Genomic DNA, 13,293 nt, shown 5'->3' with positions numbered 1-13,293 from the left:
AGTCACTCCGGCACGCCCTCAACCACGTCATCGAGGTGGCTGGACCATGGACCTGATCTCGCTGAGCCTCTTCGATCTGGCGCTGGCCTCCGGCCTAGTGCTGCTGTTGGCCGCGCTCTCCTGGCGCCTGCATCTCGGCATCGAGCGACGTATCCTGATCGCCGCCGCGCGCAGCACGGTGCAGTTGGTGCTGCTTGGCCTCGTGCTGAAGGTCTTGTTCGCGACCACTAACCCGCTGCTGATTGGACTGCTGGCGCTGATGATGCTCTCGGTGGCGGGCTGGGAGGTGATGGCGCGACAGCGGCGGCGTTTTCGCGGGGCCTGGGGCTATGGGATCGGCGCGCTGTCGATGTTTTTGTCCTCGTTCAGCATCACGGTGGTGGCGCTGACGGTGCTCATCGGCGTCACGCCCTGGTATCAGCCGCAATATCTGATTCCGCTGCTCGGCATGCTGCTTGGCAACACCATGAACGGCATCGCCGTCGCCCTCGATGGCCTGACCCGACAGACCTGGGAAGGTCGCAACCGTATCGAGGCCCAACTGCTGCTCGGCGCGACCTGGAGCGAGGCGATCGCCGATATCCGCCGCGACGCCTTGCGCGCCGGCCTGATCCCGATCACCAATGCCATGGCCACCGCTGGCCTGGTCAGCCTGCCAGGGATGATGACCGGTCAGATCCTCGCCGGCAGCCCGCCGATGGAGGCGGCCAAGTATCAGCTGCTGATCATGTTCCTGATCGCTAGCGGCACCGGGCTCGGCAGCGTCGCCGCGGTCTGGATCGGCGCTCGGCGGCTGTTCGATGGGCGGCATCGGTTGCGCCTGGAGCGGCTGCGGGCGGCCCGAGGATGAGGCGGCTTGTGCATGGATCACGGACCAACGAGAGTCAGCGTGAAGCGGTGTAGTGGCGACCAATGCTCGGCCGGCTCGTTTGCTGGATCTCGAGAGGCGGCGGTTTGACGATCGCCCAACCGCTCGGCTCGCAGCCGCGCCAGAAGTTGTTCCCAGAGCACCGCATAGCACTGCCCAGCGATCGGATGCCGTTCCTCGGGTGCCACATCGGCGAGCGGGCCGAGCACGAAGGCATAACACAGGATCTCATCGCGCGGGATGCGATAGCCGTCGAACTCACCGCTGCGGTCGCCGAAGGTCAGCAGATCCAGATCGAGCGTGCGCGGGGCGAATGGTTCACCACTGCGCTCGCGGCCATGGTCGGCCTCGATGCGGCGCAGGATGGCCCGAATCTCGCCCACCGTCAGCGTCGTCTCGATGCCGGCGACCAGATTCAGGAAGGGATCACCCACGAAGCCCTCCGCCTCGGTTTCGTAGACCGGCGACAAGATGAGCGCCCCGAAGGCGTGCCGCAGCCCCTGCACGCCGCCCCGGATCGAGGCCTCGCGCGCGCGGTTGCTGCCGAGGCTGATCCAGCAGCGCCGTGCTGGACCGGCGGCCTGTATCGATCGCTCAGGCCGAGGCTGATCCGTGCTCGGCATCCGCCTGCCCTGAGCTGTCGTTCGCGGCGTCGCTCCGCGAGCCGGTCGCTTCCGATGGCTGCCCGCGCGGCTCGCGCTCGATGATGACGCCGACGCCTTCGGCGTCACTCAGCGCGCCGATCTTGTTCAAGGTCAGCCGTACCCAAGGCACCGCGAACTCGTCCAGGATGATCGCCGCGCAGCGCTCGGCCAGGGTCTCGACCAGCTCGAAGCGGGATTCACCGATGAACGTCTTGAGCCGCTTGGAGACGGCCTTGTAGTCGAGCGCGTCCTGGATGCGATCGCTGGCGGCGCCACGCCGCACGTCGGTGCCCATCTCGACATCGAGCACCACGGGCTGGCGAATCGCCTTCTCCCAGTCGTAGATGCCGATGATGGTCTCGACCCGTAGCCCCTTGATGAATACGATATCCATGCCTGTCGTGTCTCCGCTGTTGCGCGCATTCTTCAGCGCCGAGTCCTCGTTGGCAGGCATCATGGCGCTCTGAGCCATATTTGCAACCATCCCGTCACAGACGATGGCGCTTGACCAATGCCCTCTCAGCCCGTCCAATAGCCGCCCATGGACCTACTGCTCTTCGCCAACACCGCGCTGATCGCCTGCGCCTACCTGCTCGGCTCGATTTCGAGCGCGATCCTCGTCTGTCGCGCCCTGGGCCTTGCCGACCCCCGTACCCAAGGTTCGGGCAACCCAGGCGCGACCAATGTGCTGCGTATCGGTGGTCCCAAGGCGCGCAAGGCGGCGGCGATCACCCTGTTCGGCGACAGCCTCAAAGGTTTCCTGCCGATGTTCGCCGCGCATCTGCTCGGCGCCATGGGCCTGGTGGATGCCAGCGCCTGGTTGCTCGCCGCCGTGGGGCTGGCGGCCTTCCTCGGCCACCTCTATCCGGTCTTCTTCGGCTTCCAGGGCGGCAAGGGCGTGGCCACGGCGCTTGGCGTGCAATTCGGACTCTTGCTCTCACTCGGCGCTGCGGTTGCCGCGATCTGGCTCTTCGTCGCCAAGGTGCTCAAGGTGTCCTCGGCCTCGGCGCTCGTCTCGATGGCCGCCGCGCCGCTGCTGATCTGGCTGCTCTGGCCACTGCACGCCGACAGCGGCACCGGGGTGCTGGTCGGCATGCAGACCCTGATGACGCTGCTGCTGTTCTGGCGCCATCGCAGCAATATCCGCAATCTGCTCAGTGGCACTGAAGACCGTATCGGTGGCGCGAACGACAGCGGCGCGCACGAGCGCGACAGGCCTTGAGCAGGGGATGAGTTCAGGTATCAGGACGCAGGATCGCCGTCGAGCGTGGACAGCGCCTCGAGCGCCCAGCGTGGGCGCGCACCAAAGCTCAACGCCTCATGCTGACCGGCCACCAGGCGTTCATGCCCCGCCAAGGCGATCATCGCGCCGTTATCGGTACACAGCGCCGCGCGTGGATAGAAGACCGCGACCCCGCGCGCATCCATCTGCTCATCCATGCGCGCGCGCAGGCGCCGATTGGCACTCACCCCGCCGGCCATGATCAGGCGCTCCGCGCCGGCGGCCTCGACCGCGCGCCGGCACTTGATCAGCAATGTGTCGACCACCGCTTCTTCGAACGCGCGCGCGATGTCGGCGCGCGCCTGTTCGAGATCCTCGCGCTCGGCTTGCACCTGCCGCCAGGCATTGAGCGCAAAGGTCTTCAGCCCACTGAAGCTGAAATCCAGCCCGGGCCGATCGGTCATCGGCCGTGGGAACCGATACCGAGTCGGATCGCCCTGCTCGGCGAGCCGGGCGAGCGCGGGACCACCCGGATACGGCAGGCCGAGGATCTTCGCGGTCTTGTCGAAGGCCTCGCCGGCGGCATCATCGACCGATTCGCCAAGGATGCGATAGCGGCCGATGGCCTGCACGTCGACGAGCTGCGTATGCCCACCCGAGACCAACAACGCCACGAACGGGAAGGCTGGCGCCGGGTCTTCCAGCAGTGGCGCGAGCAAATGCCCTTCCATGTGATGCACCGCCAGCGCCGGCACGCCCCAGGCCCAGGCCAGGCTGCGCCCGAGCGCGGCGCCGACCAGCAGCGCCCCGACCAACCCCGGCCCCGCCGTGTAGGCGATGCCCTCGATCTCGGCCGCGCTCAGCCCAGCCTCGTCCAGCACCTGCTCGATCAGCGGTAGCAGCTTGCGGATGTGATCCCGCGAGGCCAGCTCTGGCACCACGCCGCCATATTCGGCATGCAGCTCGACCTGGCTGTAGACCGCGTGCGCCAGCAGCCCGGCGCCATCGGGTCCGCCGTCGTAGAGGGCGACCCCAGTCTCGTCGCAGGAGGTCTCGATACCAAGCACACGCATCCGGGTCAGCTCCTGAAAGATTGCTGGTTGCATCAGTCGGCATTCACCGGCTATGCTGGTAGATTATCCGTAGTGTAACCGATTGATCCCACCCACTGGACATCGCCAACGGGAGTCTACATGCCCAGCGTCCGCGTCAAAGACAATGAACCCTTCGAGGTGGCCCTGCGTCGCTTCAAACGCTCGTGTGAAAAGGCCGGCGTCCTCGCCGAGGTGCGTCGTCGCGAGTTCTATGAAAAGCCGACCAGCGAGCGCAAGCGCAAGAAAGCCGCGGCCGTGAAACGCCACCACAAGAAGCTCTCGCGCGAGGCGCGGCGCTGGGAACGCACGTTCTGATGTTGAAAGCGCGCTTACAGGCCGACATGAAGGCGGCGATGAAGTCCGGCGACAAGGCTCGTCTCGGGGTGATTCGGCTCATTCATGCCGCCATCAAGCAGCGCGAGGTCGATGAGCGCAGCGAACTCGACGAGACCCAGGTGCTCGCGGTGCTCGACAAGATGCTCAAGCAGCGGCGCGACTCGGTCGCGCAGTACAGCGAGGCCGGGCGCGAGGATCTCGCCGAGAAGGAACGCTTCGAGATCGAGATCTGTCAGGACTACATGCCCGCCGCGTTGAGCGACGAGGAGATCGATGCGCTGATCAACAGCGCCATCGCCGACACCGGCGCCGCCGGCATGCAGGACATGGGCAAGGTCATGGGCCTGCTCAAGCCCAAGCTCCAGGGGCGCGCCGATATGGCTGCGGTCAGCGGCGCGGTGAAGGCAAGGCTCGCAGGCTGAGGCGCCGTGTAGACGGCCGCCACGCCTGCCTCAGGCGTGGGAGACAATGGCCGGCCAGTTTCCGCCAGATTTCAGAGCACGTCTCCTCGAGCGCATCGAGATCGCCGAGGTCGTCGGCGCGCGCGTGCAGCTAAAGAAGGCTGGCGGGCTGCTGAAAGGGCTTTGCCCCTTCCACACCGAGAAGACGCCCTCCTTCGTCGTCACCCCCAGTCGCCAGACCTACCACTGCTTCGGCTGCGGCGCGCATGGCAACGCCATCGACTTCCTCATCGAGCATGATCGGCTCGGGTTCCGTGAGGCGGTCGAGGAATTAGCGCAGCAGGCCGGCCTGGAGCTGCCAAGCGAGGCCGATGCGGCACCGGCCGGCCCCGACCCCAGACCCCTCTACCTGCTTCTCGAGCAGGCCGCCGCCCTGTTTCAACAGCAGTTGCGCGAGCATCCACAGGCGCGGCGCGCGGTGGACTATCTGCGCGGCCGTGGCCTCAGCGGCGAGGTCGCGGCCCGTTTCGGGCTTGGCTTCGCGCCCCCGGGTTGGGACTTCCTCCTCAAGCAGCTTGGTCAACACCCCGACGCCCAGACCCTGCTCGAGCGCGCCGGCTTGGTCATCGAGCGCGACGGGCGGCGCTACGATCGCTTTCGCAACCGCGTCATGTTTCCGATCCGCGATCGGCGCGGCCGGGTCATCGGCTTCGGCGGCCGCCTGCTCGATGACGGCGAGCCGAAGTACCTGAACTCTCCCGAGAACTTGGTCTTCCACAAAGGGCGCGAACTCTACGGCCTGTTCGAGGCCCAGCAGGCCAACCGGCAGCCGCCACGCCTGCTCGTCGTCGAGGGCTACATGGATGTGATCGCGCTCGCGCAGTTCGGCGTCCCCTATGCGGTGGCAACCCTCGGCACGGCCACCACGCCCGAGCACCTGACTCGACTCCTGCGCAGCGCCGCACCTGAGCTGGTGTTCTGTTTCGATGGTGACCGGGCCGGGCGCGATGCCGCCTGGAAGGCACTCAAGATCGCATTGCCGCAGGCGACCGGCCAGACGCCGATTCGCTTCCTGCTCCTGCCCGAGGGCGAGGACCCGGATAGCCTGATTCGCCAGGAAGGCGCAGGCCCCTTTGAGCAGCGCATGGAGCAGGCGATGTTGCTCTCCGACTTCCTGTTCGAGCATTTGACCGCCGAGCGCGACCTCGGCAGCGACGAAGGCCGAGCGAGTCTGGATGCCGCCGCCCGCCCCTTGTTGAACAAGGTTCCCGTCGGCACCTTCCGTGATCTGCTCGAGCAGCGCCTCGCCAAGCTCACCGGCGTGGCAAGCAGCGCGCGCCAGCGCCAAGGCCCTTCACGGACACAAGGACGAATTCAGAGGCAAGCTCAGGGTCGAACCCAATTAACCCAGCTCAATCCGATGCGACGCGCCATCGCGCTGCTGCTAGACGATCCAACCCTCGCACCGCATGCACTCGCCGAACCAGGCGACTGGCGCGAAATCGATAGCCCCGGTGTGCGGCTGCTCGAGGAGCTGCTCGAGGTGATCGGCGAGCGGCCGGGGATCTCCTCCGCCGCGCTGCGCGAGCATTGGCGCGAGCGCGACCAAGCCACCATCGTCGATCGGCTCTCGAATTCCGCCCTGCTCGCCCATATTCCGCCAGAGGGCAAGGGCGAAGAACTCGCCGGCGCCATCCGGCGCCTAAACCGCGATGGACTGTTGATCTTGCGCCAACGTCTTTTGTCTAAAGCAAGTAGCGAAGGCCTCACGGCCGAGGAGCGGACACAGTTGCAACGCAGCCTGAACCGCGCGGCTCATACCGCACCGCAGCAAACAAAAAAATAGACGTTTCAGTCCACTACTGTTATACTGGTGTGTTGCTTATTAGGGGTTTTTTAGTCTCATTGCCCTTGAGCAGCGCCCCCTGACATCTCGACTTCGCCGTACGGGTACCTGCATGGATCAAGAACAGCAGCAGTCGTCCCAGCTCAAGCAGCTGATCGCTAAAGGTAAAGAACAGGGGTTTTTGACCTACACCGAGGTCAACGACCACCTGCCGCCCGGCATCGTCGAGGCGGATCAGATCGAAGATATCGTGCGCATGATCAACGATATGGGCATCACCGTCCATGAAAGTGCGCCCGCCGAGATTGATCAGCTCAGCAACGACTCCGCCGTCGCCGATGACGAGGCCGCCGAGGCCGCCGCCGCCGCGCTGGCCTCGGTCGACAGCGAATTCGGCCGCACCACCGATCCTGTGCGCATGTACATGCGCGAGATGGGCACCGTCGAACTCCTGACGCGTGAAGGCGAGCTGCGCATCGCCAAACGCATCGAGGAAGGCCTCAACCAGGTACTGATCGCACTCTCGGTCTATCCGCGTACCGTGCAAGAACTGCTCGACCTTTTCGCTAAGGCCGAGCAAGGCGAGATGCGCCTAGCTGAAGTCATCAGTGGCTTTCGCGATGATGATGACGCAGTGCCCGAGCCCGTGATCAAGAATGGCTCCGCCACTGATGAGGACGATGAGGAAGACGAAGAGACCGTCGATACCGGACCGGACCCGGAAGAGGTCGCGCGTCGCGTCGGCGAGCTGCGCACCCATTATCAGGCCTTCGCCGACTTGCTCGAACAGCACGGGCGCGAGCATCCCGAGACCCAGGCCGCCCTTGCCCAGGTCTCGGAGGATTTCCTGCAGTTCAAGCTCGTCGCCGGCATCTTCAATCGCCTCGTCGAGATGCTGCGCGAGACCATCGAGCGCATCCGCTCGCAAGAGCGCCAGATCATGGGCCTGTGCGTCGATGGCGCCGGCATGCCGCGCAAGGCGTTCATCGACTCCTTCCCGGAGAACGAGACCAACAGCGATTGGATCGAGACGCAGATGCAGGGCAGCAGTGCCGCCTGGACCAAGCGCCTCGCCAACTATGCCGACGAGGTGCGCCGCGCCCAGCGTCGGCTGCAGGAGATCGAGCGCACCAATCTGCTGACCATCGGCGAGATCAAGGAGACCAACCGCAAGATGTCGATCGGCGAGGCCAAGGCCCGCCGCGCCAAGAAAGAGATGGTCGAGGCCAATCTGCGCCTGGTGATCTCGATCGCCAAGAAGTACACCAACCGCGGCCTGCAATTCCTTGACCTGATCCAAGAGGGCAACATCGGCCTGATGAAGGCGGTGGACAAGTTTGAATACCGTCGCGGCTACAAGTTCTCGACCTATGCGACCTGGTGGATTCGCCAGGCCATCACCCGCTCGATCGCCGATCAGGCGCGCACCATCCGCATCCCGGTGCACATGATCGAGACCATCAACAAGCTCAACCGCATCAGCCGTCAGATGGTGCAGGAGATGGGCCGCGAGGCCACGCCCGAGGAACTCGCCGAGCGCATGGAGATGCCCGAGGACAAGGTGCGCAAGGTGCTCAAGATCGCCAAGGAGCCGATCTCGATGGAGACGCCGATCGGCGACGACGAGGACAGCCACCTCGGCGACTTCATCGAGGACGCGGCGGTGATCTCGCCGGTCGACTCGGCCACTTCCGAAGGGCTGCGCGAGGCCACCCAGAACATGCTCGCCAGCCTCACCTCGCGCGAGGCCAAGGTGCTGCGTATGCGCTTTGGCATCGACATGAACACCGACCACACCTTGGAAGAGGTCGGCAAGCAATTCGACGTCACCCGCGAGCGCATCCGCCAGATCGAGGCCAAGGCACTGCGCAAGCTGCGCCATCCCACCCGCTCCGAGAAGCTACGCAGCTTCCTCGACACCGACTGATAGTGATTATTGGCTTACCTCGCCAACCGCGCAGGGATGCGTCCTGCGGCAGCCCCCAAGCTGCCGCGCCCCTCCCCGGGGCCGTTAGCTCAGCGGTTAGAGCAGGGGACTCATAATCCCTTGGTCGTAGGTTCGAATCCTACACGGCCCACCATAAATACATCTGCTTAGGCGCCTCTGTCGCCTTCCCTGCCACTCTGGCGCACCGCCTTAGCCTGCTTCATAGTCCATACTCCTAGAAACATTTGCGCTGTCGTAACACTCTGACTCTGTTTCGAAAAACTGAGGTGTCAAATTTCTTTTACCCCAAACTTACAACGAAGAAACAACAGCTTACGTTATTTCCGAGCTGGCTTTCGGGTAAGATTGAACATTTTCACCCCACTTTAAAATCAATGACTTATGCTGAAGTTAAAAAGTTAGCTTGAGTATTTTCAGTAAGTTAAAGACAGCGCAAATGTCTCATACTCCTACCGCTAGACAAGATCCCGATTCGGGTCTATCTTGAGTACCCATTTCGCCTGGGCTGCGCTCCTGAGCACGGAAGTCCGGGTTTCCACAGCTTGGGCTGGAGCCGCTAGAGGTGAGGCGATGGCAAGTTTCAGCCCCCGCGTGAACGGTCGCTACATTGATAAGTATGGCGACTATTTTAGCATCTTACTTGGCACCCACCTCGTCGACTGTCTCATCCGAAAACATTTTCATCAGTGGGGTTTTTGAAAAGCAGAAGAATAATTTTTATGAATAGAGCATACATGCTAACATTCGTCTTTATCCTTTTTTTTCTCCCTATAGATCATGTGGTGGGCAGAATTTTAAATAATAAAAATATCTACTCATGGGGTCATCATTTAGAGACCAAAGAGACAGGAGTAATAATCCAAAATAATAATGCATCCCAAAATATACTAAAACGTGCTAGCGCTATACACACAAGGTATTTCTTAAGTGCTAACCAAGATGACGATATCTTTGCTGAAACTTGGAGACAAGAGAAAACAAAAGCAGAAAAACAAATCTATTATAATAAGATAGAAGCCGAAAAGCGCATAGATTCCATTAGACAGTGGAGGACTAAAATTAGAGATATGTGTCCAAATGTATCACGAGAGGATTTTCCTGAAGATTATTTAATTTATCTGTCCAATCGCTGGGGTGTCTCTCTTAAATCATTAAAGTTTCTTAAATCTGAAATTGTGGATGGCAATTGCATTGCTTACTTTGACACTTCAAGGGGAGTCCAGCTAACTGTGAAAGGTGAAGAAAAATGGTTTTTAAATTAATCAAGCTTGGCTTTTTTATGGGCATGTTTATCTCTGGCTCCGTGTTAGCTAACACGCTTGAAGAAGAGTTACTTAAGACACAAGAAAACGAAGAAAAAAAATTGCATTTAACTCAAGAAGAAGCAAAAAAATATCTAACCCTGCTGAAAAAATCTTTTAAGCTTTTTGATGCAATCGTAAAAAACAAGGATAGTAAACAAGTATCTATACATGATTCAGTTTTGACAAGAGAGATAGATTCCATATTAAAATCAGATGGAGTCTCCAAAAATTTGGGCACTGAAGAGCTTATTTTTTCTCCTCCTTATATTTTACGAATGTCAAAACCCTACAAGCAGGTAAAGAAAATCTTGAATGAAGACAGGCAACAATATTATTTTCCGGTTCACTATCCTTATGTTTTTACACCTATTGGCAAAATAGACAAAAAAGGAAATTTAGACTTTTTAGACGAAAACATCCAAGTACAGTTTGTAAACTGGGGACAGGATGGGAAAAGTGAAAAGTTATTAGTTAAAAAAAACATAAATGCAAGAATCGACGAAGGCTCTTATTTAAGAACACCGTCACTGGCCCAACTATATTTAATCTTTTTTAAAGATTTGCATAGTTTGGTAACTTTACCCTCACTAAAGGGAAAAAACTGGACGCTTATTGTCGACTACACTAAGAAATTTCAAGAAAAACACAGAAAGACCTGCATAAATGCTTTAGACAAAGAGTGGCCAAACCTGCATAAACTAAACAGGGAAGAATCAATCAGAAGTTCTTGCTACTAAATACATACCGATCTCATCCAGGAATTCGTCTCGGCACACTAGCAGTAGCCCATAATTCCGTTTAGATCTTTATTATTTGGCACGACTACCTCAAAGAGCATGAATTCGCGGAACTTTGATTTGGTTAATTAAGTCATTGTATGAGGGGCTGAAGTGATCCGTAAAATTTAACAAGCCTGGGTACATTTGGATCTCAGGACAATGTTTAGCAACAAAATATCGCCAAACCGATTGCACCAGAAATTTGGAGGCCAATCACCATCAACCCGCTTCGGCGGGTTTTTTTATGCCCGGAGAAAATGCAATGCTGGCGTTTCAAGGCGTCGAAGACATCCATCAACTACCAACGACCCACCCAGCGTATCCGAAGGTCAGAGAACTCGTCCGACTCTGTATCGAGGCCATCGAAGACTACGACCCCGACATCCACGGCAAAGTCTACCTGATCGAGCCCGGCGATGTCTCCAAGCACCTTCCCGACATCTGCGAGCCATGTAAGCTTTATGAAGTCCAGTGGGAAGGCGTCACCCTGGAAGACGGGCACTTCGTCTGTGTCTATCTCGGCAGCGGTGACTACGGATTAGTCTTCGTCGTGCCTGACGCACCTTGGCTACCGCCAAAGCTCCGTGAGCGCCTGCTCTACTTCCTTGACCCACCGATTGCGCCCTAGCGCCCATCTTATCTGAAGACGCAAAGTCTTCATCCTTCCCCAACAAACCAGGAGTTAAAGATGTATCGAGTCACTCTCGAGGCTTTGCTGTGCGTGCTTGATTTTGATCTGCCCGATGAAATGATTCCTGACCTATTGGCTGAGCAGTACCGACTACTAAGTGGAAACGACTGCGACTAAGCATTGAGGGCTACTGCAATGGCTACACGAAAGAAACAGCAAGAGAAAGTACTGAAAACCGCTGACTGCCCCTCTCTCAGTGGAGCATCGACCCTGACCTATCACGTCGGACTGACCACCAACGGTGAGCTGGCGCTGAGAATATGGCAAAACACCGGCGGCGGTTTATTCGCAAGGGAGTGGGTGCCTTTGAAAACCTTGGAGGGTGTTTTGGATACCGACAAACCGATCACTGCGGGGTACCTCAAACGCGCAAAAATAACTGTATCCCGGTCAGCCAATCTCGCCGGATTTCTATTAGCCGCACTGAAGGCTGAAGGTCTGGTGGAGCCCCTAGAGAGTGGAGGGCATAAGAAGACGGATAGCAGTGCTTGGCTGGAGGAAATGAAACAACTGACAGAAGGTAAATAGATGCTACCGATGTTCGCTATTGCATCAGCATTGGTCTTGAGTAAGGGCTCACACCGTGGCTGGGGATTGATTCTCTTCGCTTTGATCGCTGCCGCTCACCCTGCGACGTTTACGGTCGCTTTACTTGCTGTTGGAATCGTTATTGCCATGAGGTAAATGTGCTGGATTGGGACTATCCAGACGAGTTGCTGCCCTATCTGCTGGCAGACCAACTCAGGCTTCAGGACCGAGCCGATCCTTCCTACTAACACCCCATAGAGCCCCGTTCTTCCTCGTGTAGCAGCTTCACCGCTGAGGGTTGCGTGCGCCTGGAAGACGGTGCAGGAGAATCATCGATGACCATTACGAAGACCGAAGTCCCTGAGTCGAGCCGCATCAAGGAGACTGCGCGGCTGTTTGGTTATGCATTCCCATTGAAGATCGAGCCAACGATCTACCACCTGGCTGATGATCTGAGCCAAGACTATCACGGTGGGTATTGGCAGTTCTGGCGGCTCAGCAATCTCGGGTTTTACATGGCTCCGACCTATCCGGCGACGTTTGAGGTGCAGGCTGAGAACGGCTACCAGGGTACGCTGAGCACCGATGCGTTCGGCATCACCTGCTGTCTCTACGCCTATAGCCACCTGAGCGGTCTGGCTGAGCACTACCACGCGCTGAGGGCGTACGTCTGGGAGCACGCCGAGGCCGGGGGCATCGTGAGGGCCATCGACTAGGGGCCAAGGAGCCCCTGGAAAGGATGCCGGGGGCGGCCATAGCCTTAGTCGGCCCAAGAAACGGACCTCTGGCCCAGAAATTTCGGGGGGCGATAGCCCCAGTGGCTACGACTTCGCCTCGAAGCCAGTCCGCTACTGCAGCAAGGCCCTTTCGCTTAGTGTCACCGGCTAAAGTATGCGTTTGGCCGTTGCGATCATTTTCGCCCCCGCTCCTCAAGTTTGAGGCGCACACCCGCCCGGGACAGCTCGATCCTCGTCTATGCGCCAGCGCGACGTTTGCTATGTGGCCGGGGCGGGGCCACCCAGAAAACCCACTTTACCCACCCATGGGTCGAGCCAGGTGCCGAAGGTGGGGTTTTTTGCGAGGGGGCTAGCGCTGCTGTGCAGAAAAGAAACGCCCCTTCAACCCGATTCACAACTGGGTGTTGACTCCGCTCATCCATGTGCGGTAGCTTTCTCCATGGCTGGCACTCCCAGTCATTGTACGAGGGCCGATCCTTCACCTGCTTTGTGTGAAGGCCGATCATAAAGTCCGTCGCATAAGCGGATTCCCTTAATTCGTCACTGCATCCTGCCGGATGCATGAATTAAGAGCAATCCATCATGTCTACCACGGACTTGGCCCCGAGCCAGCCCCCCATCGAAGCCAGTGATGCGACTGGCGACGCTTGCCCATCACACGACATCATTACCGTCGTGCGCGACCCCGAGCACAGCCTCGGACAGGGCGAAACCGTTCTGACTCTGACTGACCAGCAGTTGAGGGATTTACCCTCGATTCTGGACAATTCCCTTCGTCTGGTCCAAACTGCCCGCCACTGTTGGTTGGCGAGGTAGCGGCGTGAACGTGCACGACATCACCCTGCGCCCGGTCGCGCACGAGGAAGAGCCGCGCTTCAAAGCGCTGCTTGATGCG

The 13,293-nt window shown here is 59.1% G+C and carries 14 protein-coding genes and 1 tRNA gene; 12 read left to right on the top strand and 3 right to left on the bottom strand.

Annotated elements, in window-relative coordinates; all coding sequences use genetic code 11:
• Positions 1–46 precede the first annotated feature (46 nt).
• On the top strand, positions 47–850 hold the full coding sequence (locus CCR82_RS09255; RefSeq protein WP_201245324.1) for an ABC transporter permease: 804 nt from the start codon (positions 47–49) through the stop codon (positions 848–850).
• Between the two features lie 17 nt (positions 851–867).
• Here CCR82_RS09255 and folK read toward each other — a convergent pair whose 3' ends face one another.
• Both folK and folB read right to left on the bottom strand, forming a co-directional pair.
• The gene (gene folK, locus CCR82_RS09250; protein WP_201245321.1) at positions 868–1,491 is read right to left on the bottom strand and encodes a 2-amino-4-hydroxy-6-hydroxymethyldihydropteridine diphosphokinase; all 624 of its coding nucleotides are present in this window, start codon (positions 1,489–1,491) and stop codon (positions 868–870) included.
• The gene (gene folB, locus CCR82_RS09245) at positions 1,463–1,906 is read right to left on the bottom strand and encodes a dihydroneopterin aldolase (RefSeq protein ID WP_201245318.1); all 444 of its coding nucleotides are present in this window, start codon (positions 1,904–1,906) and stop codon (positions 1,463–1,465) included. Before folB ends, folK begins: the two co-directional genes overlap by 29 nt.
• A gap of 147 nt (positions 1,907–2,053) precedes the next feature.
• On the opposite strand from folB, the gene plsY reads away from it, so the two are divergent.
• Positions 2,054–2,734 carry a glycerol-3-phosphate 1-O-acyltransferase PlsY gene (plsY, locus tag CCR82_RS09240; protein ID WP_201245316.1) on the top strand — a complete coding sequence of 227 codons (681 nt, stop codon included), beginning with the start codon at positions 2,054–2,056 and terminating at the stop codon, positions 2,732–2,734.
• Between the two features lie 20 nt (positions 2,735–2,754).
• Here plsY and tsaD read toward each other — a convergent pair whose 3' ends face one another.
• Positions 2,755–3,807 (bottom strand): tRNA (adenosine(37)-N6)-threonylcarbamoyltransferase complex transferase subunit TsaD, encoded by a 1,053-nt coding sequence (gene tsaD, locus CCR82_RS09235; RefSeq protein WP_201245495.1) that lies wholly within the window; start codon positions 3,805–3,807, stop codon positions 2,755–2,757.
• A 120-nt stretch (positions 3,808–3,927) separates the two neighbouring features.
• Between tsaD and rpsU the strand changes: the two genes are divergently transcribed.
• From rpsU to CCR82_RS09185, 10 genes are all read left to right on the top strand, one after another.
• A complete protein-coding gene (gene rpsU, locus CCR82_RS09230; protein WP_201245314.1) occupies positions 3,928–4,143 on the top strand; it encodes a 30S ribosomal protein S21 in 216 nt (71 codons plus the stop codon).
• The gene (locus tag CCR82_RS09225; RefSeq protein ID WP_201245313.1) at positions 4,143–4,586 is read left to right on the top strand and encodes a GatB/YqeY domain-containing protein; all 444 of its coding nucleotides are present in this window, start codon (positions 4,143–4,145) and stop codon (positions 4,584–4,586) included. Before rpsU ends, CCR82_RS09225 begins: the two co-directional genes overlap by 1 nt.
• Positions 4,587–4,632: 46 nt before the next feature.
• On the top strand, positions 4,633–6,411 hold the full coding sequence (gene dnaG / locus CCR82_RS09220; RefSeq protein ID WP_201245312.1) for a DNA primase: 1,779 nt from the start codon (positions 4,633–4,635) through the stop codon (positions 6,409–6,411).
• Between the two features lie 112 nt (positions 6,412–6,523).
• Positions 6,524–8,338, top strand: a complete 1,815-nt coding sequence (gene rpoD, locus CCR82_RS09215) for an RNA polymerase sigma factor RpoD (RefSeq protein WP_201245311.1) — start codon at positions 6,524–6,526, stop codon at positions 8,336–8,338.
• A gap of 78 nt (positions 8,339–8,416) precedes the next feature.
• Positions 8,417–8,492 (top strand) — tRNA-Ile (locus tag CCR82_RS09210).
• A gap of 586 nt (positions 8,493–9,078) precedes the next feature.
• Positions 9,079–9,621, top strand: coding sequence for a hypothetical protein (locus CCR82_RS09205; protein WP_201245309.1), 543 nt, complete (start codon positions 9,079–9,081; stop codon positions 9,619–9,621).
• The gene (locus tag CCR82_RS09200; RefSeq protein WP_201245307.1) at positions 9,606–10,400 is read left to right on the top strand and encodes a hypothetical protein; all 795 of its coding nucleotides are present in this window, start codon (positions 9,606–9,608) and stop codon (positions 10,398–10,400) included. The genes CCR82_RS09205 and CCR82_RS09200 overlap by 16 nt, the downstream gene beginning before the upstream one ends.
• A 304-nt stretch (positions 10,401–10,704) precedes the next feature.
• A complete protein-coding gene (locus tag CCR82_RS09195; RefSeq protein WP_201245305.1) occupies positions 10,705–11,070 on the top strand; it encodes a hypothetical protein in 366 nt (121 codons plus the stop codon).
• Positions 11,071–11,268: 198 nt separating this feature from the next.
• Positions 11,269–11,661: a hypothetical protein gene (locus tag CCR82_RS09190; RefSeq protein ID WP_201245303.1), complete on the top strand. Its 393-nt coding sequence runs from the start codon at positions 11,269–11,271 to the stop codon at positions 11,659–11,661.
• Positions 11,662–11,996: 335 nt separating this feature from the next.
• Positions 11,997–12,377 (top strand): antirestriction protein, encoded by a 381-nt coding sequence (locus CCR82_RS09185; RefSeq protein ID WP_201245301.1) that lies wholly within the window; start codon positions 11,997–11,999, stop codon positions 12,375–12,377.
• The last annotated feature ends 916 nt before the right edge of the window (positions 12,378–13,293 follow it).

This window comes from Halochromatium salexigens (assembly GCF_016653295.1).
GTDB lineage: Bacteria > Pseudomonadota > Gammaproteobacteria > Chromatiales > Chromatiaceae > Lamprobacter > Lamprobacter salexigens.
This window is presented reverse-complemented; position numbering and strand designations above follow the sequence as displayed.

What these genes read in the sequence shown, in the direction of transcription:
- CCR82_RS09255 (WP_201245324.1), top strand. Translation starts at nt 47, where the DNA reads ATGGACCTGATCTCGCTGAGCCTCTTCGATCTGGCGCTGGCCTCCGGC.
- folK (WP_201245321.1), bottom strand. Translation starts at nt 1,491, where the DNA reads ATGCCGAGCACGGATCAGCCTCGGCCTGAGCGATCGATACAGGCCGCC.
- folB (WP_201245318.1), bottom strand. Translation starts at nt 1,906, where the DNA reads ATGGATATCGTATTCATCAAGGGGCTACGGGTCGAGACCATCATCGGC.
- plsY (WP_201245316.1), top strand. Translation starts at nt 2,054, where the DNA reads ATGGACCTACTGCTCTTCGCCAACACCGCGCTGATCGCCTGCGCCTAC.
- tsaD (WP_201245495.1), bottom strand. Translation starts at nt 3,807, where the DNA reads ATGCGTGTGCTTGGTATCGAGACCTCCTGCGACGAGACTGGGGTCGCC.
- rpsU (WP_201245314.1), top strand. Translation starts at nt 3,928, where the DNA reads ATGCCCAGCGTCCGCGTCAAAGACAATGAACCCTTCGAGGTGGCCCTG.
- CCR82_RS09225 (WP_201245313.1), top strand. Translation starts at nt 4,143, where the DNA reads ATGTTGAAAGCGCGCTTACAGGCCGACATGAAGGCGGCGATGAAGTCC.
- dnaG (WP_201245312.1), top strand. Translation starts at nt 4,633, where the DNA reads ATGGCCGGCCAGTTTCCGCCAGATTTCAGAGCACGTCTCCTCGAGCGC.
- rpoD (WP_201245311.1), top strand. Translation starts at nt 6,524, where the DNA reads ATGGATCAAGAACAGCAGCAGTCGTCCCAGCTCAAGCAGCTGATCGCT.
- CCR82_RS09205 (WP_201245309.1), top strand. Translation starts at nt 9,079, where the DNA reads ATGAATAGAGCATACATGCTAACATTCGTCTTTATCCTTTTTTTTCTC.
- CCR82_RS09200 (WP_201245307.1), top strand. Translation starts at nt 9,606, where the DNA reads ATGGTTTTTAAATTAATCAAGCTTGGCTTTTTTATGGGCATGTTTATC.
- CCR82_RS09195 (WP_201245305.1), top strand. Translation starts at nt 10,705, where the DNA reads ATGCTGGCGTTTCAAGGCGTCGAAGACATCCATCAACTACCAACGACC.
- CCR82_RS09190 (WP_201245303.1), top strand. Translation starts at nt 11,269, where the DNA reads ATGGCTACACGAAAGAAACAGCAAGAGAAAGTACTGAAAACCGCTGAC.
- CCR82_RS09185 (WP_201245301.1), top strand. Translation starts at nt 11,997, where the DNA reads ATGACCATTACGAAGACCGAAGTCCCTGAGTCGAGCCGCATCAAGGAG.